The sequence below is a fragment of the Streptomyces sp. NA02950 genome (assembly GCF_013364155.1).
Taxonomy (GTDB): domain Bacteria; phylum Actinomycetota; class Actinomycetes; order Streptomycetales; family Streptomycetaceae; genus Streptomyces.
This window is the reverse complement of record NZ_CP054916.1, coordinates 5,063,154-5,080,898: the sequence shown is the minus strand read 5'-3', so window position 1 is coordinate 5,080,898 and position 17,745 is coordinate 5,063,154. Positions and strand designations below refer to the sequence as shown.

At 71.0% G+C, this 17,745-nt stretch carries 17 protein-coding genes; 8 read left to right on the top strand and 9 right to left on the bottom strand.

Features of this window, described 5'->3' with window-relative positions; all coding sequences use genetic code 11:
• Positions 1–52: 52 nt before the first annotated feature.
• Together HUT19_RS22285 and HUT19_RS22280 are read right to left on the bottom strand one after the other, a co-directional pair.
• On the bottom strand, positions 53–793 hold the full coding sequence (locus tag HUT19_RS22285; protein WP_176182165.1) for an ABC transporter permease: 741 nt from the start codon (positions 791–793) through the stop codon (positions 53–55).
• Complete coding sequence (locus tag HUT19_RS22280; RefSeq protein WP_176182164.1) at positions 793–1,473, bottom strand: ABC transporter permease; 681 nt, start codon at positions 1,471–1,473, stop codon at positions 793–795. The genes HUT19_RS22285 and HUT19_RS22280 overlap by 1 nt, the downstream gene beginning before the upstream one ends.
• A gap of 139 nt (positions 1,474–1,612) precedes the next feature.
• On the opposite strand from HUT19_RS22280, the gene HUT19_RS22275 reads away from it, so the two are divergent.
• Positions 1,613–2,770: a betaine/proline/choline family ABC transporter ATP-binding protein gene (locus HUT19_RS22275; RefSeq protein ID WP_176182163.1), complete on the top strand. Its 1,158-nt coding sequence runs from the start codon at positions 1,613–1,615 to the stop codon at positions 2,768–2,770.
• Between the two features lie 220 nt (positions 2,771–2,990).
• Here HUT19_RS22275 and HUT19_RS22270 read toward each other — a convergent pair whose 3' ends face one another.
• Positions 2,991–4,121, bottom strand: a complete 1,131-nt coding sequence (locus HUT19_RS22270; RefSeq protein WP_176182162.1) for an esterase family protein — start codon at positions 4,119–4,121, stop codon at positions 2,991–2,993.
• A 168-nt stretch (positions 4,122–4,289) separates the two neighbouring features.
• On the opposite strand from HUT19_RS22270, the gene HUT19_RS22265 reads away from it, so the two are divergent.
• The 6 genes from HUT19_RS22265 (at position 4,290) to HUT19_RS22240 (ending at position 9,276) form a co-directional block, all read left to right on the top strand.
• Complete coding sequence (locus HUT19_RS22265; protein WP_176182161.1) at positions 4,290–6,122, top strand: phosphatidylglycerol lysyltransferase domain-containing protein; 1,833 nt, start codon at positions 4,290–4,292, stop codon at positions 6,120–6,122.
• Between the two features lie 67 nt (positions 6,123–6,189).
• Positions 6,190–7,068 (top strand): dihydropteroate synthase, encoded by an 879-nt coding sequence (folP, locus tag HUT19_RS22260; RefSeq protein ID WP_176182160.1) that lies wholly within the window; start codon positions 6,190–6,192, stop codon positions 7,066–7,068.
• The gene (locus HUT19_RS22255) at positions 7,065–7,553 is read left to right on the top strand and encodes a nuclear transport factor 2 family protein (protein WP_176182159.1); all 489 of its coding nucleotides are present in this window, start codon (positions 7,065–7,067) and stop codon (positions 7,551–7,553) included. The genes folP and HUT19_RS22255 overlap by 4 nt, the downstream gene beginning before the upstream one ends.
• A 207-nt stretch (positions 7,554–7,760) precedes the next feature.
• Positions 7,761–8,120, top strand: a complete 360-nt coding sequence (gene folB, locus HUT19_RS22250; RefSeq protein ID WP_368661700.1) for a dihydroneopterin aldolase — start codon at positions 7,761–7,763, stop codon at positions 8,118–8,120.
• Positions 8,117–8,710 carry a 2-amino-4-hydroxy-6-hydroxymethyldihydropteridine diphosphokinase gene (gene folK / locus HUT19_RS22245; RefSeq protein ID WP_176182157.1) on the top strand — a complete coding sequence of 198 codons (594 nt, stop codon included), beginning with the start codon at positions 8,117–8,119 and terminating at the stop codon, positions 8,708–8,710. Before folB ends, folK begins: the two co-directional genes overlap by 4 nt.
• Before the next feature lie 62 nt (positions 8,711–8,772).
• Complete coding sequence (locus HUT19_RS22240) at positions 8,773–9,276, top strand: DUF3180 domain-containing protein (RefSeq protein ID WP_176182156.1); 504 nt, start codon at positions 8,773–8,775, stop codon at positions 9,274–9,276.
• 204 nt (positions 9,277–9,480) lie between these two features.
• On the opposite strand, the gene folE is transcribed toward HUT19_RS22240, so the two are convergent.
• The 6 genes from folE to dacB all read right to left on the bottom strand — a co-directional run bounded on the left by folE (position 9,481) and on the right by dacB (position 17,127).
• Entirely contained in the window at positions 9,481–10,086 is a 606-nt protein-coding gene (gene folE, locus HUT19_RS22235) for a GTP cyclohydrolase I FolE (RefSeq protein ID WP_176182155.1), read from the bottom strand.
• A 129-nt stretch (positions 10,087–10,215) separates the two neighbouring features.
• Entirely contained in the window at positions 10,216–12,258 is a 2,043-nt protein-coding gene (gene ftsH / locus HUT19_RS22230; RefSeq protein WP_176182154.1) for an ATP-dependent zinc metalloprotease FtsH, read from the bottom strand.
• A 254-nt stretch (positions 12,259–12,512) separates the two neighbouring features.
• On the bottom strand, positions 12,513–13,052 hold the full coding sequence (gene hpt, locus HUT19_RS22225; protein WP_176187151.1) for a hypoxanthine phosphoribosyltransferase: 540 nt from the start codon (positions 13,050–13,052) through the stop codon (positions 12,513–12,515).
• Between the two features lie 58 nt (positions 13,053–13,110).
• The gene (tilS, locus tag HUT19_RS22220) at positions 13,111–14,190 is read right to left on the bottom strand and encodes a tRNA lysidine(34) synthetase TilS (RefSeq protein WP_176182153.1); all 1,080 of its coding nucleotides are present in this window, start codon (positions 14,188–14,190) and stop codon (positions 13,111–13,113) included.
• A gap of 183 nt (positions 14,191–14,373) precedes the next feature.
• Complete coding sequence (locus HUT19_RS22215; RefSeq protein WP_176182152.1) at positions 14,374–15,507, bottom strand: zinc-dependent metalloprotease; 1,134 nt, start codon at positions 15,505–15,507, stop codon at positions 14,374–14,376.
• Positions 15,508–15,600: 93 nt separating this feature from the next.
• Complete coding sequence (gene dacB / locus HUT19_RS22210) at positions 15,601–17,127, bottom strand: D-alanyl-D-alanine carboxypeptidase/D-alanyl-D-alanine-endopeptidase (protein WP_176182151.1); 1,527 nt, start codon at positions 17,125–17,127, stop codon at positions 15,601–15,603.
• Between the two features lie 86 nt (positions 17,128–17,213).
• Between dacB and HUT19_RS22205 the strand changes: the two genes are divergently transcribed.
• Positions 17,214–17,705: an inorganic diphosphatase gene (locus HUT19_RS22205; RefSeq protein ID WP_009716864.1), complete on the top strand. Its 492-nt coding sequence runs from the start codon at positions 17,214–17,216 to the stop codon at positions 17,703–17,705.
• The last annotated feature ends 40 nt before the right edge of the window (positions 17,706–17,745 follow it).

Here is a 17,745-nt window from a genome sequence, read left to right as displayed (position 1 = left end):
GTCGTGGGACACCATCGGCCCACCACTGCTGCTATAGCGCCCCGGCGCGCTCTCAGCGCGTCTTGAGGACCGGCGACTTCGGCGCCTGGTCGGCGGGCGGGCGGTAGGTGGCCGGAGACGGCCGCCCCGTCCTGCGCCGCATCGGGTCCAGCACCAGCCCCAGCAGCACGAACACCCCTTCGACCAGCAGGGCGAGGGCCGCGACCAGCACCGCCCCGGCCACCACCTGAGGGGTGTCGGTGAGCCGGAAACCCGCCGTGATGATCCGGCCCAGACCGCCGCCGCCCGGCAGCGCCGCCAGCGTCGCGGTGGCCACGACCTGCACCGCCGCGGTCCGTACGCCCGTCATGATCAGCGGGAAGGCGAGCGGCAGCTCGACCCGGAGGATCAGCTGGCCGCCGGTCATCCCCATCCCCCGGGCGGCCTCGACGACCTCCCGGTCCGCCTCGCTCACCCCTACATAGGCGTTGGTGAGCACCGGCGGGATGGCGAACAGCACCAAAGCGATGATCGTGGGCCACTGGCCGTGCGTCCCCAGCGGGCTGAGCAGGAGCAGCACCAGCACCGCGAAGGTGGGCACGGCGCGGCCCGCGTTGGAGATGTTGACCGCGACCGCCCCGCCCTTGCCGAGGTGCCCGAGCAGCACGGCGACCGGCAGCGCGACGGCGCAGGCGATCGCCAGACAGACGAACGTCAGATACAGATGCTGGCCCAGCCGGTGCCACACCCCGTCGGCGCCCGACCAGTGCGACCCGGTGGCCAGCCAGGTCCACGCCTCGCCCACAACCCCCATCAGGCGGCCCTCCTCCTCTTGCGGGCCCAGGGCGTCAGCAGCCGCTGGACGCCGAGCAGGGCCACGTCCGCCACGACCGCCAGCGCCACGCACAGCACCGAGGCGGTGAGCACCTGCGCCTTGAAGAAGCTGCGCATCCCCTCGTAGATGAGGTTGCCGAGCCCGCCGTAGCCGATGATCGCGCCGACCGTGGTCAGCGAGACCGTGGAGACGGTGGTGATCCTCAGCCCCGCCATCAGCGCGGGCAGCGCGAGGGGCAGTTCGACGCCGAACAGCAGCCGCAGCGGTCCGTAGCCCATACCGCGGGCCGCCTCCCGGGCCTCCTCGGGCACCGAGGCGAGCCCGGCCATGATGTTGCGCACCAGGATGGTCAGCGAATAGAGCACCAGACCGGTGATCACGACCGCGACGGACACCCCGAACACGGGCAGCAGCAGGGAGAACATCGCCAGCGACGGCACCGTGTAGAGGATCGTGGTCATCCCCAGCACCGGCCCCGCCACCACCCGCCAGCGGCGGGCCAGCAACGCGAGCGGAAAGGCCACCAGCAGTCCGATCGCGACCGACGCGAGGGTGATCCAGACGTGCTGGAGCGTCGCGTCCGTCAGCTCCTGGCCGCGTGTGCGCACATACTCGCCGCATATCCAGTCGTTGCTGATCAGACAGTTCCGGTCCGCCATACGCTCACCTCCCCCATCAGGCCACAGCCACCTGGTCGTCACAATTCCTGGTGACCCTAACCCCGGGAGATGACAATCTCGTCCGATCGCCACACAACAGCAACAATGTCTGCCACGAATGCGGCAACAATGGGGAGCCATGATCCGTTTCGAGCATGTCACCAAGCGCTACGCCGACGGCACGACGGCCGTGGACGACCTGTCCTTCGAGGTCGCGGAGGGCGAGCTGGTCACGCTCGTCGGGCCCTCGGGCTGCGGCAAGACCACCACCATGAAGATGGTCAACCGGCTCATCGAACCGACCTCGGGCCGGATTCTGGTGGAGGACGGGGACATCGCCGAGACGGATCCGGTCCGGCTGCGCCGGCGTATCGGCTACGTCATTCAGCAGGTCGGTCTGTTTCCGCACAAGACCGTACTGGAGAACACCGCAACCGTTCCCCATCTGCTGGGCTGGCAGCGCAGGAAGGGCCGTGACCGCGCCGCCGAACTGCTCGACCTGGTCGGGCTCGACCCGTCCGTCTACGGCGACCGCTACCCCGACCAGCTCTCCGGCGGCCAGCGGCAGCGGGTCGGGGTGGCCCGGGCGCTCGCCGCGGATCCGCCGGTGCTGCTCATGGACGAACCGTTCGGAGCCGTGGACCCGGTCGTCCGCGAACACCTCCAGACCGAATTCCTTCGGCTCCAGTCACAGGTGCGTAAGACCGTGCTCTTTGTGACCCATGACATCGAGGAGGCGGTCCGGCTCGGTGATCGGATCGCGGTCTACGGCTCCGGGCGGATCGAGCAGTTCGACACCCCGGCCTCGGTGCTGGGCGCGCCCGCCACCCCGTATGTGGCCGACTTCGTCGGTGCGGACCGCGGGCTGAAGCGGCTCTCGGTCACCCCCATCGAACCCGGTGACCTGGAACAGCCCCCGGTGGTCCACCTCGACGACCCGCTGCCCAAGGCCGCCGCCCGGCTGGGCGCGGACGGGGCGCGCTGGGCCGTGGTGCTGGACGACGCCGACCGGCTGCACGGCTGGATCCCGGCGGACGCGGCCGACGGCGCCGAGGGGACCGTCCGGGACCACGCCCGCCGCATGGAGGCGTGGCTTCCGGTGGGGGCGCCGCTGAAGCAGGCGTTCAGCCAGATGCTCCAGCACGACGCGGGCTGGGTCGCGGTCCTCGACGGCGAGCGCTTCCTCGGCGTGCTCACCCCGGCCCGGTTGCACGAAGCGCTGCGCCGCTCGATCGACGCGGACGCGGGCGGGATCGCCCGCGGTGACGTGAACCTCCAGACGGTCGCGGACGCCTGAGCGCTCCGCGGGAAGTGCCGCGAGATGCCGTCCTTCGTCCGCGGCTGCGTCGTGGCCGGTCGCGCCCACGCGGCGGAGCCGCACACGACACAGCCCCGCGCCCTTCGGGGTGCGCCCCAAGGGCACCGGACGTCAGCGAGTCCGCTGGGGAGGTCCAGGAGCCGGGCGCGTACGGTGCCGGGCGCCCGGGCGGAGCCGTACGCCCCGCCCGGACCCCGGTTCACCGGTCGCTGAGCCGGCCGCCCAGCCACTCCAGCGCGGCCGGGACCTCACGCCGCCAGGTGTTGAAGTTGTGGCCGCCGGTCTCCAGGATCATCGATGAGATCCGGGTCGGCTTCCCGCGCCGGTTCAGCGTCTGCACCTTGTTCACGAACCGCATGGTGTCCTTGTAGTTCTTCTCACCGTGCTCACTGCTGGAGACCAGCAGCGAAACCGGCGGCGCGGGCTTGTGGTCCAGCCGCCACATCAGGTCGTTCTCGCGCTCCAGCTTCGTGCTGCCGCCGAACAGATCGCCCGTGGTCGCGTCGATCGGCGCCCTGTACGACGGCGAGAGGCCCACCGCGGCCGAGAACGCGTCGGGATGACGCATCGCCATCTTCAGCGCGCAGTAACCACCGGTGGAATTGCCGATGACACCCCAGTTACGGGCCTCCCGGCCCACCCGGTAGTGCTCGGACACCGCCTTCGGCAGGTCCTTGGTGAAGAACGTCTCGGCCTGCGGGCCGTGGGGAACGTCCACGCACTCGGTGTCCCGGGGCGGGGCCACCGTCGGCCGCGTCATCACCAGGATGGTCGGCTGCATCCGACCGCTCTTGACCAACTTATGGGCGTTCTGTGGGTATTTCAGACCATTGATCAGCGCTTCGGTGGTACCCGGGTAGCCGGTCAGCACCAGGGCGGCGGGAAACCTCCGCTTGGCGTACTCCGGCTTGAAGTACTCCGGCGGCAGGTAGATGTACGCGGGGCCGGCGATCCGTGACACCGGACCCTGGATGTTCACCTTCTCGATGCGTCCGGCGACCTTCGGCGACGAGCCCTCGTCCACTTTCATATGACGGGTCTCGGTGACCCGGACCCGGGTGCCCGGGGTGTCATGGTTCACCACCACACCCGGTTCGTCCTCGTTTCCGAGCAGATCCGACCAGGAACCGTAGAACCCGAAGGACTGATTGGCGAACAAACCGAAAGCCGCAAACACCGTGAACTGGGTTGCCAGTAGCATGCCGACCCGGCCGAGCACGGCGGTCACCCCGCGCCCGGCCAGCCGCGGCCACAGCCATATCGTGGCCGCGAACAGCAGCACCGCGGCGATCACAGAAATGATCACGATGTTGTTGCTCGTGAGACCCATCACTATCTTTCTGCCGGGCGGCCGGTCCCCCGTGCCGCTGGGGGCACCTCCCAGCGGTAGCTGGGGGCGGAACCCCGCCACCTCGAACTGCATCTAGAAAGATGCAAATCGTGCAGATGCTGCGTCAGAGAACCAAAGACCCTCTTGACCGAAGCGACGGGAATGCAAATGTCTGACAGCCAAGATGCCGAAACGTCCGGAGGGGTTCCCGGCCGGATACGGCGAGTGCTGCGCGGGCCAAGGCCGGAGGCGGTGCCGACCGTCGTCGGCACCGCGTGCACGCTGATCGGGCTGCTGGACCTCGTCTTCCCGCGGCTGCGCTACACCCGGGTGCACGCCTTCGCCGAGGTCCTGCCGGGGGCGGTCAGCTCCCTGGCCGCGGCGGCGTCCATCGTGGTCGGTTTGCTCCTGCTCATGCTGGCGCACGGGCTGAAGCGGCGGAAGCGACGGGCCTGGGTCGCGGCCGTGGGGCTGCTGCCCGTCGGCGCCGCCGCCCAGCTGCTCTACCGTCACTCGATCTGCGGCGCCGTTCTCTCGCTCGTCCTGCTGGGCGTGCTGCTGCGCTACCGCCGGGAGTTCGCGGCACTCCCCGACCCGCGCAGCCGCTGGCGGGCCCTGGCCAACTTCGTGGTCATGGGCGGGGTCAGCGTCGGTCTCGGACTGCTCATCGTCCGGTCGCATCCGGACACGGTCGTAGGAAAGCCGTCCTTCGGCGAACAGTTGGAGCATGTGCTGTGGGGGCTGTTCGGCTTCGAGGGGCCGGTCGGCTACCGCGAAGGGGCCGACTACACCGTCGGCTACTCCCTCGGCGCGCTCGGCCTGCTGACCGTCGCCACCACCGCCTACCTGGCCTTCCGCCCCGAGCACCCGGCCGCCCGGCTGACCGCCGACGACGAGGAGCGGCTGCGCGCCCTGCTCGCCACCCACGGCGGCCGTGACTCCCTCGGCCACTTCGCGCTCCGCCGCGACAAGGGCGCGGTCTTCTCGCCCAGCGGCAAGGCCGCCGTCTGCTACCGCGTGGTCTCCGGAGTGATGCTCGCCAGCGGTGACCCGGTCGGCGACGTCGAGGCATGGCCCGGCGCCATCGCCTGCTTCATGGACGAGGCCCGCGCCCACTCCTGGACCCCCGCCGTGATGGGGTGCAGCGAGACCGGCGGCGAGGTGTGGACCCGCGAAACCGGACTGGACGCGCTGGAGCTCGGCGACGAGGCCATCGTCGACGTCGCCGACTTCACCCTCTCCGGCCGCGCCATGCGCAACGTCCGCCAGATGGTCAAGCGCATCGAACGGGCCGGATACGAGACCCGGGTGCGCCGCGCCGCCGACCTGGACCCGGAGGAGCTGGCGACCATCCGGCGCGCCGCCGCGGACTGGCGCGGCACCGACACCGAGCGCGGCTTCTCCATGGCGCTGGGCCGGATCGGCGACCCGGCCGACAGCGACGCGGTCATCGCCACCGCCCACAAGGCCGCCGAAGAGGGCGCCGAGGACGGCCCGTACGGGGACCTCAAGGCCGTACTGCACTTCGTGCCCTGGGGCGCGGACGGGATGTCGCTGGAGCTCATGCGCCGCGACCGCAGCGCCGATCCGGGGATGAACGAGCTGCTGATCGTCGCCTCCCTCCAGGCCGCCCCGCAGCTGGGCGTGAAGCGCGTCTCGCTGAACTTCGCGATGTTCCGCTCGGCGCTCGCGCGCGGCGAGAAGCTGGGCGCGGGCCCGGTGCTGCGCGGCTGGCGCGCGCTGCTGGTGTTCCTCTCCCGCTGGTTCCAGATCGAGTCGCTGTACAAGTTCAACGCCAAGTTCCAGCCGCGCTGGGAGCCGCGCTTCGTGGTCTTCCGCAACACCCGCGATCTGCCGCGGATCGGACTGGCCGCGATGCAGGCCGAGGGCTTCGTCTCGCTGGCGCTCCCCCGGCTGCTGCGCCGCGGACGCCGCCCCGAGCGCCGGCCCTGCGCCCACCAGCACGCCGGCCGCGGCCGGGAGCTGGAGCAAGCCGCCTGAGCACGCCCCGGATGCCCGGCCCGCCCGCGTCCCCCGTCCGCCCTCCGGCTCCGTCTAGCCTGGGGTCATGACGACGTTGCGTGGGCGGGGCCGGGTGGCCGGACTTCCGGAATGGGACCGGTGTGCGGTGATGGGCGTGGTGAACGTCACGCCCGACTCCTTCTCCGACGGCGGCCAGTGGTTCGACACCGAACTGGCCGTCAAGCGCGGCCGCGACCTCATCGCCGCCGGGGCCGATCTGGTGGACGTCGGGGGCGAGTCGACCCGGCCGGGCGCGGCGCGCGTCGACGAGGCCGAGGAACTGCGCCGGGTGGTCCCGGTGGTCCGCGAGCTGGCCGCGGCCGGCGCCCTGGTCAGCGTGGACACCATGCGGGCCACGGTCGCCGAGCGGGCCGTGGAGGCCGGGGCCCGGCTGGTCAACGATGTGAGCGCCGGGGGCGCCGATCCGGCGATGGTGCCCACGGTGGCCGCGGCCGGAGTGCCCTTCGTGGTGATGCACTGGCGCGGCCAGTCGATCGACATGAACAACCGGGCGGTCTACCGGGATGTCGTCGGCGAGGTCCTCGCCGAGCTGCGCACCGGCCTGGAGCGGGCGGTCGCGGGCGGTATCGACCCGGAGCGGATCGTGATCGACCCGGGTCTCGGCTTCGCCAAGGAGGCCGAGCACGACCTGACACTGGTGGCGCATCTGTCCGCACTGCGCGAGCTGGGCCGCCCACTGCTGGTGGCGGCCTCCCGGAAGCGGTTCCTGGGGCGCGTCCTGGCCGCCGACGGCGGCACCCCGCCGCCCGCCCGGGAGCGGGACGCCGCCACCGCCGCGGTCACCGCGATCGCGGCCCACGAGGGCGCCTGGGCGGTGCGGGTCCACGAGGTACGGGCGAGCGCGGACGCGGTGCGGGTGGCGCGGGCCATCGAGGCGGCCGGGGACGCGGCGGGAGCGTTGTGACTTCCCTTACGGACAGCGAGCGCGTGGCCCAGGCGAACACCGCACTGTACGAAGCCATGGAGCAGGGGGACCACGAGGCGCTGGAGCGGCTGTGGCTGGACGCGCCGGACACCGAGGTGTCCTGTGTGCACCCCGGCTGGCCGGTGCTGCGCGGCCGGGGCGAGGTGCTGCGCTCCTATGCGCTGATCATGGCGAACACCGACTACATCCAGTTCTTCCTGACCGATGTCGAGGTGTCGGTGGTGGCCGACACCGCGCTGGTGACCTGCACCGAGAACATCCTCAGCGGCGCCCCGGCGGAGCAGGAGGGCGAGCTCGGCCCGCTGGTGGGACAGCTGGTGGTGGCCACGAACGTGTTCCGCCGGACGGACGACGGCTGGAAGGTGTGGTCACACCACGGGTCCCCGGTGCTGGCGGAGAGTGACGAGAACGGCCCCGAGGGGCCGGAGGGACCGGACGACGACGGACGGCTGATGCCGGACTGACGGTCCCCGTTCGAGCCCCGCGAGGTGCGGGTAGGGGTCTGTGGCGCGGGGAGGCGGAGCGAGCACGCCGCGACCCCGTGAGCGAGTGCCGCCGGCACCCGCAGGTAGATTCGAGGGAGGTACCCCGGCGGACGGCTGGGGACGGGTGGTGCGTACCGGGCGCGTCCGGACGTGCCCGCGTACCGACGACCAGCAGGAGTGATTCGGGTGGATCGTGTCGCGCTGCGCGGCCTGCGGGCTCGCGGACACCACGGGGTGTTCCCCCAGGAGCGCGAAGAGGGCCAGACGTTTGTCGTGGACCTGGTGCTCGGCCTGGACACTCGGCCCGCCGCGGCCGACGACGACCTGACCAAGACCATCCACTACGGGGAGATCGCGGAAGAGGTCGTGGACGTGGTGCGGGGTGAGCCGGTCGATCTGATCGAAACGCTCGCCGAGCGGATCGCGGACCGTTGCCTCGAGCACGACGTGGTACGGGAGGTCGAGGTGGTGGTGCACAAGCCACAGGCCCCGATCACCGTGCCCTTCGACGACGTGACCATCACCATCACCCGGAGCCGAGTATGAGCAGCAGCGACCCGACCGTGCAGCCCGTTCCCACCTCCGTGGTGGAGCGGGTGGACGCCGCCGATGTGACGTTGAGCAACCCCAAACGGGCGGTGATCTCGCTCGGCAGCAATCTGGGCAACCGCCTGGAGACCCTCCAGGGCGCCATCGACGCGCTGGAGGACACCCCGGGGCTGCGAGTCAAGGCCGTGTCGCCGGTGTACGAGACGGACCCGTGGGGCGTGGAGCCCGGCACCCAGTCCACGTATTTCAACGCGGTGGTGCTGGTGAAGACGACGCTGCCGCCCTCCTCGCTGCTGGAGCGCGGCCACGCCATCGAAGAGGCGTTCGAGCGGGTGCGGGACGAGCGCTGGGGCCCGCGCACCCTGGACGTGGACATCGTGTCCTACCAGGACGTGGTCTCCGACGACCCGACGCTCACCCTTCCCCACCCGCGGGCGCACCAGCGCGCCTTTGTGCTGGTGCCGTGGAACGACGTGGACCCGCAGGCCGAGTTCCCGGGCCGGGGCACGGTCTCCGGGCTGCTGACCGAGGTGGGGCAGGACGGGGTCCGGGTCCGTACGGACCTGGAACTGCGCCTGCCCGAATAGACGTTGATCTCCCGGTAGGTTCGGGAGATGTTGGCACGTACGAGGTGAGGGGCGACCGGTCGGTGAGGAATCTTCGGATCGGGGTGCTGGTCGGGCTGTTCGTCGTGGCCGGTGTGGTGTCGTGGGCGGGGGCCCGGCTGTGGGACACGCTGGGCTCGCTGCCGAGCGTGCCGGTGGCCGCGCCGATCGTGCTGGCCCTGATCGCGGTCGTCCTGACCGCGACCGCGCTGGCCCTGCGCGGCCGGCTGCGCGCCCAGCGTGAGCGCCGGCCCGGCGCCAAGGGCGTGGACCCGCTGGTGGCCGCCCGCGCGGTCGTCTTCGGCCAGGCCAGCGCCCTGGTCGCGGCGCTCGTCGCGGGCATGTACGGCGGTGTCGGCGTCTTTCTGGCAATGGAGCAGCTCGATGTCCCGGCCCGCCGGGACCAGGCCCTCTATGCCGGGTTCTCGGTCCTGGCGGGCGCGGGTGTGATCGCCGCCGCGTTCTTCCTGGAGCGCGTCTGCAAGCTGCCCGAGGACGACGACGAGAACCACAACGGCAACGGTCCCAGCGCCGCCGCCCGCGCCTGAGACGAGGGCACCGCCACGGGCACAGCGGGGCGGGCCCGGCTAGGCCCTGTCCGGTGGATCTTATCGGGCCCGCGGCGTCTGGCACGCACGCTCGCTGCGTTGTCGGGATCACCCGAGTAGGCCCACTACGAGGGCGACCCTCCGCCTTGCGATCGCACGCACCAGACGCCGCGGGCTGATCCTCAAAGATCCACCGGGCAGGGCCTAACGGGCCATGATCAGGCTCATCGCCTCGGCCCGGGTGGCGGGGTCGCGCAGCTGACCGCGGACGGCCGAGGTCAGGGTCTTGGCGCCGGGCTTGCGGACTCCGCGCATGGTCATGCACATGTGCTCGCACTCCACCACGACGATCACGCCGCGCGGTTCGAGTATCCGCATCAGGGAGTCGGCTATCTGCGTGGTCAGCCGCTCCTGGACCTGGGGGCGGCGGGCGAACACATCCACCAGCCGGGCCAGCTTGGACAGCCCGGTGATCTTGCCGTCGTGGGAGGGGATGTAGCCGACGTGGGCGACGCCCACGAAGGGGACCAGGTGGTGCTCGCACGACGACATCACTTCGATGTCCTTCACCAGCACCATTTCGTCATGGCCCAGGTCGAACGTGGTGGTGAGCACGTCCTCCGGCTGCTGGCGCAGCCCCGCGAAGATCTCCTTGTAGGCACGGGCCACCCGCCCGGGGGTCTCCCGGAGCCCTTCCCGGTCCGGGTCCTCGCCGACGGCGATGAGAAGCTCACGGATCGCGTTCTCGGCGCGCTTCTCGTCGAACTCGCCGATGCGGCCCTCGCCGTCCAGCGTCACCGGGTCGGTCATGGATTGCCTCGTTCCTTGCACACACAAAGCACACACATGCGGAATGCCGCGTCAACAGGCTAGAACCTGGCTGACACGGCATTCATTCCGGGGCCGACCAGGGGCCCGATGGGCCCCTGGCGGCCGGGATCAGTGCTCCGAGCCGGAACCCGTCTCCTCGGGACGCTCCGGGGTCTCCTCCGGGGCGGTGGCCTTCGCGAGGGAGGCCGCCGAGGTGGACTGGGCGCCGTTGGCCGGGGCCAGCTCCTTGGGGGAGAGCACCGGCGGACGGGTGGAGGGGGTACGCCGCGAGGAACCGGTCCACGCCGGACGGGCCGGACGCTTGACGATCGGGGCGAAGATCTCGGCGATCTCCTCCTTGTTCAGCGTCTCCTTCTCCAGCAGCGCCAGCACGAGGTTGTCCAGGACGTCGCGGTTCTCGACGAGGATCTCCCACGCCTCGTTGTGCGCGGCCTCGATGAGCTTCTTGACCTCCTCGTCCACCAGTGCGGCGACCTCTTCCGAGTAGTCACGCTGGTGAGCCATCTCACGCCCCAGGAACGGCTCGGAGTTGTCGGAGCCGAACTTGATCGCGCCGAGACGCTCGGTCATGCCGTACTGGGTGACCATCGCGCGGGCCGTGGCTGTCGCCTTCTCGATGTCGTTGGAGGCGCCGGTGGTCGGGTCGTGGAAGACCAGCTCCTCGGCCGCCCGGCCGCCCATCATGTAGGCGAGCTGGTCGAGCATCTCGTTGCGCGTGGTCGAGTACTTGTCCTCGTCCGGCAGGACCATGGTGTAGCCCAGGGCCCGGCCGCGGGAGAGGATCGTGACCTTGTGCACCGGGTCGCTGTTCGGAGACGCCGCCGCGACCAGGGCGTGACCGCCCTCGTGGTACGCGGTGATCTTCTTCTCCTTGTCGCTCATGATCCGGGTCCGCTTCTGCGGTCCGGCCACGACACGGTCGATCGCCTCGTCCAGGAAGTGGTTGTCGATCAGCTTCTTGTCGCTGCGGGCCGTCAGCAGGGCGGCCTCGTTCAGCACGTTCGACAGATCGGCACCGGTGAAGCCGGGGGTACGGCGGGCGACGGCCGACAGGTCGACGTCCGGCGCGACCGGCTTGCCCTTCTGGTGGACCTTGAGGATCTCCAGACGGCCCTGCATGTCCGGACGGTCGACGGCGATCTGCCGGTCGAAGCGGCCCGGGCGCAGCAGCGCCGGGTCCAGGATGTCCGGCCGGTTGGTGGCGGCGATCAGGATGACGCCGCCCTTCACGTCGAAGCCGTCCATCTCGACCAGCAACTGGTTCAGCGTCTGCTCGCGCTCGTCGTGACCGCCGCCCATGCCCGCACCGCGGTGCCGGCCGACGGCGTCGATCTCGTCGACGAAGACGATGGCCGGGGCGTTGGTCTTGGCCTGCTCGAACAGATCACGGACCCGGGAGGCACCCACACCCACGAACATCTCGACGAAGTCGGAGCCGGAGATCGAGTAGAACGGGACGCCCGCCTCGCCCGCGACGGCGCGCGCGAGCAGCGTCTTACCCGTACCGGGCGGGCCGTAGAGCAACACACCCTTGGGGATCTTGGCACCCACGGCCTGGAACTTCGCGGGCTCCTGGAGGAACTCCTTGATCTCCTGGAGTTCCTCGACCGCCTCGTCGGACCCCGCCACATCGGAGAAGGTCGTCTTCGGGGTGTCCTTGGTGATCAGCTTGGCCTTCGACTTCCCGAAGTTCATCACCCGGGAGCCGCCGCCCTGCATCTGGTTCATCAGGAACAGGAAGACCACGACGATCAGCACGAACGGGAGCAGCGAGAGCAGGATCCCGACGAAGGGGTTCTGCTTCGACGTCGAGACGTTGTACCCGTCGGGGATCCCGTTGTCCTTCTGGGCATTGGCCTGAAGAGTCCTGGCGACGTCGAGCCCCTGGTCACCGATGTAGGTGGCCTGGAGCTTGTCGCTGCCCGAGATCTTCGCGACGTTGTCCTTGAGCTTGATCTTGATCTTGTGCTCGTCGCCGGTCGTCAGTTCGGCGGACTGGACCTGGTTCCGGTTGATCGCCTTGACGACCTGGCTGGTGTCCACCGACTTGTAGCCGCCGGACGAGCCGACGACCTGCATCAACACGACCACGGCGAGGACGGCCAGCACGATCCACATGACCGGCCCACGGAAGTAGCGCTTCACGTCCATCCATACGGGGCGAAGCCGCCCCGTCCCTCCTGCCACAGTGAGGCACGGCAGCCCTGGAGGGGCGCCTGTGCGTGCGGTGTATTGCGGTGTATTTGTGGTGTATGAGCTGTGTGATCCTCAGTCTCGAAAAAGACTGACCTTCGGACGGTACCCCAGCATTGTCACCCGACGCCGCCGTGGACTGTTAACAAAACCGCCTTCCCCTGCTCCAACGGCGGGAAACCGCGACAGGTTCCCGCCGGGCGCGCCGCGGCTCAGCCGCCGTAGACGTGGGGCGCCAGGGTGCCGACGAAGCGCAGGTTGCGGTATTTCTCGGCGTAGTCCAGGCCGTATCCCACGACAAACTCGTTCGGGATGTCGAAGCCGACCCACTTCACATCGATGGCGACCTTGGCCGCCTCCGGCTTGCGCAGCAGGGTGCATACGTTCAGCGAGGCGGGCTCGCGCGAGCCGAGGTTCGACAGCAGCCAGGACAGCGTCAGACCGGAGTCGATGATGTCCTCGACGATCAGGACGTGACGGCCCTTGATGTCGGTGTCCAGGTCCTTGAGGATCCGCACCACGCCGGAGGACTGGGTACCCGCGCCGTAGGACGACACGGCCATCCAGTCCATGGTGACCGGAGAGGACAAGGCGCGCGCCAGGTCCGCCATCACCATCACCGCGCCCTTGAGGACACCGATGATGAGCAGGTCCTTGCCCGCGTATTCCGCGTCGATCTCGGCGGCCAGCTCAGCCAGCTTCGCGTTGATCTCTTCCTCGGTGATGAGGACCGACTTCAGGTCGGTGCCCATGTCCTTGTCGTCCACCCGCGCCACTCTCGTTCGGCAATCCGGCAATTCGGCGGGCGGCTCAGCCCTGCCGGATGACCAGTCTGCCACCCTCCCGGCGGACCTCTACGCGCCCGGGGAGGTTGATGGCCCGCTGGCCCCGCCAGCCGGTGATCAGCCGGTCCACCTCTTCGATGTGGCGGGCGAAGAGCGAACCGGCCGGAGCGCCCGCGGCGATGGCGGCGCGGCGCAGCACCCGGCGGCGGACGGCGGTGGGCAGCCCGTGCAGCCCCACGGTGTCCAGCTCGACCGTGCCGCCGCCCTCGGCGGGCACCTCCGCGGCGGTCACCACGTCGGCCTCGGCGCGGGCGGCCCAGGCGTCCAGGGCGTCGGCGTCGTCACGGGAGAGCTGGGCGGTGCGGGCGAGCGCCTCGACGACCCCCTTGCCGAGGGCCTTCTCCAGCACCGGCAGCGCCTCGTGACGGACGCGGGAGCGGGTGTAGCTGGGGTCCACGTTGTGCGGGTCGTCCCAGACGGGCAGCGACTGGGCCAGACATGCCTTGCGGACGGTGTGCCGGTCGAGCTGGAGGAAGGGGCGGCGGTAGCGGCCGCCCGCCCCGGAGACCCGGGCCATACCGGACAGCGAACGGATGCCGGAGCCGCGGGCGAGACCGAGCAGAACCGTCTCGGCCTGGTCGTCACGGGTGTGGCCGAGCAGGACGGCGGCGGCGCCGTGGCGCTCGGCCGCGGCGTCCAGGGCGGCGTAGCGGGCGTCGCGGGCGGCGGCCTCGGGACCTCCGTCCCGGCCGACGGCGACCGCGATCGACTCGACCGGCGCGAGGCCGAGCTCGCGCATCCGCTCGGCGACCTCGGCCGCGCGGACCTCGGAGCCCGGCTGGAGGCCGTGGTCGACGGTGATGCCGCCGGCCCGCACGCCCAGCCGGGGGGCCTCGAAGGCCAGTGCGGAGGCGAGCGCCATGGAGTCGGCGCCGCCGGAGCAGGCGGCGAGCACCAGCGGCCCGTCGCCGCGCACCGGCCGGGTGCGCAGGGCGGGGGCCGGGCGGGAGGAGGGCGGAGTCGGGGCCGAGGAGGCGACGAGAACGTCGTGGAGGACGCGGCGCACCGCCAGGCGTATCGCGGCGACCGCTGGATGGGGACCCATGTCCGTTTCCCATCTGTCAAGCGAGGGGGTGCCTCGGGGGGCGTATCGAGATTTCGTCACGCAGAGTATGTCGATGGTGACAGAAGCGAGCTGTTCCCCGAGCATCGCACGCCTACCCGTGGCTCACGGTCCCTCGGACGAGTGATTAAGGGGGGCATTCCGCCGCCGCCGAGTGTGCCGGTTCTACGACTCCGCCCTACGGTGCACCCGCGCGACCCAATCCGCCGGTTTGTTGATCTCCGACTTGGTCGGGAGCGTATTCGGGGACGTCCAGACCCGGTTGAAGCCGTCCATGCCGACCTGGTCCACCACGGCCCGTACGAACCGCTCACCGTCACGGTACTGCCGCAGCTTGGCGTCGAGCCCCAGCAGTTTGCGCAGTGCCTGGTCGAGCCGTCCGGCGCCGCTGGCGCGGCGCTTCTGGAACTTCTCCCGGATCTCCGCGACGGAGGGCACGACCTCCGGGCCCACCCCGTCCATCACATAGTCCGCATGGCCCTCCAGCAGCGACATCACCGCGGTCAGCCGGGCCAGGATCTCCCGCTGGACCGGGGTCTGGACCAGCTCGATGATGCTGGCCGCGCCGCGGTCCCCGTCGGCCTCCCGCTCGGTCCGGCCGCCGCCGAGGGACTGGACGGCCTCGCGCAGCCGCTCCAGCAGGGTGGCGGGGTCCACTTCGGTCTCGCCCAGGAACGCCTGGATCTCGGACTCGATGTGGTCGCGCAGCCAGGGCACGGCGGTGAACTGGGTGCGGTGGGTCTCCTCGTGCAGCGCCACCCACAGCCGGAAGTCGTGCGGGTGGACGTCCAGCTCGCGCTCCACATGGACGATGTTGGGGGCCACCAGCAGCAGCCGGCCGCCGCCCGCGGTCCCGGGCAGCTCACGGCCGGGGGGCGCGAAGGTCTCGTACTGGCCGAGCACCCGGGAGGCGAGGAAGGACAGCAGCATCCCCAGCTCCACACCGGTCACCTTGCCGCCGACCGTGCCCAGCACGGCCCCGCCGGGCAGTCCGCCGCGCCGGTCCTGCATCTTGCCGAGCAGCGGCGCCAGGATCTGGCGGAAGCCCGCCACGTTCGCCTTGATCCAGCCCGCGCGGTCCACCACCAGCACCGGGGTGTCGGCGTCCGGACCGCCGGACACGGCCATCCGGGTGAACGCCCGTACGTGCTCCTCCGAGGACTTGGCGTGCCGGCGCAGCTCGGCCACGACGGCGCGCGCCTCTTCCCGGCTCACCTCGGGCCCCGGGCGGACCAGCCGGGTCGCGGTCGCGACCGCGAGGTTCCAGTCGACCATCTCCACACCACCGATGCTCGTCATGGCTTCACGGTACGTGGCCCGGGTCGCATCCGGGAGGAGACGGCGGCCCGCACACGCGGTCGCCGGGGTCCGCCGTCACCTCCGCCGGCTCCGTCAGCGGCAGCCGCAATTGGCCAGGGCCGACGCCATCCGGTCCAGGGCGCGCTGGGCGCCGTCGGCGTCGGTGGTGCCGTTGGTGATGAAGGTGAAGACCAGCAGCCGTCCGTCGGCGTCGACCACCGTGCCCGCGAGGGTGTTGATCCCGGTCAGGGTGCCGGTCTTGGCGCGGACCACCCCGCGGCCCACCGAGTCCTTGGCGTAGCGGGTGCGCAGGGTGCCGTTGAATCCGGCCACCGGCAGTCCGGTGAGCACCGACCGCAGTTCGGGGCGGTCGCGGTCGGCGGAGCGCACCAGCGCCTGGGCGAGCAGGGCCGCGGAGACCCGGTCGGCGCGGTCCAGCCCGCTGCCGTCGGCGATGCGGACGCCGTCCATCGGCAACTTCAGCTTCCTCAGCCGGTCGGTCACCGCCCGCGCGCCGCCCGCGAAGCTGGCGGGCCGCCCGGCGGCGACGGCGGTCTGCCGGGCCAGGGCCTCGCCGAGGTCGTTGTCGCTGTTGGTCAGCATCCGCTCGACGAGCGCGGACAGCGGCTGGGAGCGTACGGCGGCCAGCGCCTCGGGGGTCTTCCCGGCCTCCTGGGCGCGCGGTTCTCCCCTCACCTCGATCCCGCGGTCGCGCAGCATCGACGCGAAGGAGTCGGCCGCGTCGGCGGCCGGGTCCTGGGCGCGCGGGGCCGGGCCGTGGTCGCTGTCGTCCTGCCGTCCCTCGTCGACCATGAGCGGGCTCACCGGCGCGATGTTCTCGTTGACGCCGATCGGGTGCAGCTGGGGGCCCGAGTAGAGCGAGGTGTCGTAGCCGAGCCGGACCGTGCGGGTGTCGCGCTTCTTCAGCGCGCGGGCGGTGTCGTCGGCCAGCCGTCGCAGGGAGGCGGGCTGGTCCGGGCCCTTCACCGGGCGGGCGGTGAGCGTCGGATCGCCGCCGCCGACGAGCACGATGCCGTCCTTCCCGGCCCCGACGACGGTGGTCTTGATCCGGTAGTCGGGGCCGAGCGCGGAGAGCGCGGCGGCACCGGTGGCCACCTTGATGATGGAGGCGGGCACCGCGACGCTGTCCGCCTTCGCCCCGTACACCTGCCGTCCGGTGGCCACGTCCATGACGGACACCGAGCGCCGGTCGCCCAGGGCCGGGTCGTCCAGCAGCGGTTCGAGGGTGTCGGCGAGCCCGGCGCCGGTGGGCGGCGGCACCGCGTCCTCGCCGGTGTCCGGTGTCGGCTCGGCGGTGGGCGCACCGAGGGCGGCCAGCACCGGGGAGGCGCTGGGCGCGGGCTCGTCCGCGCCGTGACGGTCGCCACCTGCCGCCGGTCCCCCGGCGGCGCGGGCGCGTTCGGCCGTACGCTGCCCGGAGTCCCACGGCCCGGCCACCAGCACCGAGCCGATCGCGACCGCGAGGCCCACCGTTGCGGAGACCACCGTCAGCCGCACGGTCTGCCGCTGTTCGCACGTGGCTTGCCGCCACTGGTTCCGCACTTCGCTCCGCGCGCGGCTCAGCCACTCCCTGACCTGCCACGATCTGGCTTCAGGCACGACCGACCAGCCCCTTTCGCCACCACACACCTGCGTGGGGGACACTTAATCACCAGACGTATGTGTTGATCATGGAGGAGCCACCCGTGGAGTTCGACGTCACCATCGAGATCCCGAAGGGTTCGCGGAACAAGTACGAGGTGGACCACGAGACGGGGCGCATCCGTCTCGACCGTCGGCTCTTCACTTCGACCAGTTACCCCGCGGACTACGGCTTCGTCGAGAACACCCTCGGCGAGGACGGTGACCCGCTGGACGCCCTGGTCATTCTCGACGAGCCGACCTTCCCCGGCTGCCTGATCAAGTGCCGTGCCATCGGCATGTTCAGGATGACCGACGAGGCGGGCGGCGACGACAAGCTGCTCTGTGTCCCGGCCTCCGACCCGCGGGTGGAGCACCTGCGTGACATTCACCACGTTTCGGAGTTCGACCGCCTGGAGATTCAGCACTTCTTCGAGGTCTACAAGGACCTGGAGCCCGGCAAGTCGGTCGAAGGGGCCAACTGGGTGGGACGCGCCGAGGCCGAGGCCGAGGTCGAGGCGTCCATCAAGCGCCTCGAGGCGTCCGGCGGCCACTGAGCCCGAACACCGCGGACGGGCCGGAGCAGATCCGGCCCGT